General features: G+C 72.4%; 2 protein-coding genes. Both read right to left on the reverse strand.

Translation table 11 applies throughout. The annotated features are described in order from the left end of the window. Nucleotides 1-812 (reverse strand): electron transfer flavoprotein subunit alpha/FixB family protein (locus ABZ880_RS54400; RefSeq protein WP_361279428.1); only part of this gene is annotated, 812 nt, incomplete at its 3' end. A gap of 18 nt (nucleotides 813-830) precedes the next feature. Beyond that, nucleotides 831-1451: electron transfer flavoprotein subunit beta/FixA family protein (locus ABZ880_RS54405; RefSeq protein ID WP_361279430.1), on the reverse strand; the 621-nt coding region annotated here is incomplete at its 5' end.

Below are 1451 nucleotides of genomic sequence, written 5' to 3' on the forward strand. Positions count from 1 at the left end.
TGCTGGATGGCGCCGGAGATGCCGTTGGCGATGTACAGCTGCGGCGAGACGGACTTGCCGGTCTGGCCGACCTGGTTGGTGTGCGGGTACCAGCCGGCGTCCACCGCGGCGCGGGAGGCGCCCACGGCCGCGCCGAGGGAGTCGGCGAGGGCCTCGATGAGCGGGAAGTTCTCGGCGCCGTTCACGCCGCGGCCGCCGGAGACCACGATCGCGGCCTCGGTCAGCTCCGGACGCCCGGTGGACTCCCGCGGGGTGCGGGCGGTGACCTTCGTGCCGGCCGCCTGCTCGGAGAACGACACCGTCAGGGCCTCGACCGCACCGGCGGCCGGGGCGGCCTCCACGGCGGCGGAGTTGGGCTTGACGGTGATGACCGGGGTGCCCTTGATGACGCGGGTCTTGGTGGTGAAGGAGGCGGCGAACACCGACTGGGTGGCCACCGGGCCCTCCTCGCCGGCCTCGAGGTCGACGGCGTCGGTGAGGATGCCGGAGCCGATGCGCAAAGCGAGGCGGGCGGCGATCTCCTTGCCCTCCGCGGAGGAGGGGACCAGCACGGCGGCCGGGGAGACGGCTTCGTACGCGGCCTGCAGCGCGTCGACCTTCGGGACGACCAGGTAGTCGGCGTACTCGGCGGCCTCGTGGGTGAGCACGCGGGTCGCGCCGTGCTCGGCCAGCGCGGCCGCGGTGTCGGCGGCGCCGTTGCCCAGCGCGACGGCGACCGGCTCGCCGATGCGGCGGGCCAGGGTCAGCAGCTCCAGGGTGGGCTTGCGGACGGCACCGTCCACGTGGTCGACGTAGACGAGAACTTCAGCCATGGATCAATGCACCCTCTCTCAGATGAACTTCTGGCTCGCGAGGAACTCGGCGAGCTGCTTGCCGCCCTCGCCCTCGTCCTTGACGATCGTGCCCGCGGTCCGCGCCGGACGCGCGGCGGCCGTCTCGACCTTGGTGTACGCCCCGTCCAGACCGACCTCTTCGGCGTCGATCTCCAGGTCGGACAGGTCCCAGGAGGTCACCGGCTTCTTCTTCGCCGCCATGATGCCCTTGAAGGACGGGTACCGCGCCTCCCCCGACTGGTCGGTCACCGACACCACCGCGGGCAGGGACGCCTCCAGCTGCTCGCTGGCGGCGTCGCCGTCGCGGCGGCCCTTCACCGTGCCGTCCGCCACCGCGACCTCGGACAGCAGGGTCACCTGCGGCACACCCAGCCGCTCGGCGAGCAGCGCCGGGACGATGCCGCCGGTGCCGTCGGTGGAGGCCATGCCGCTCACCACCAGGTCGAAGCCGGCCTTCTCGATCGCCTTCGCCAACACCAGCGAGGTGCCGATCGCGTCGGTGCCGTGCAGGTCGTCGTCCTCCACGTGGATGGCCTTGTCCGCGCCCATGGACAGCGCCTTGCGCAGCGCGTCCTTGGCGTCCTCCGGACCCACCGTCAGCACGGTGATCTCCACGTC

It is taken from the genome of Streptomyces sp. NPDC047043, from assembly GCF_040644055.1.
Classification (GTDB): domain Bacteria; phylum Actinomycetota; class Actinomycetes; order Streptomycetales; family Streptomycetaceae; genus Streptomyces.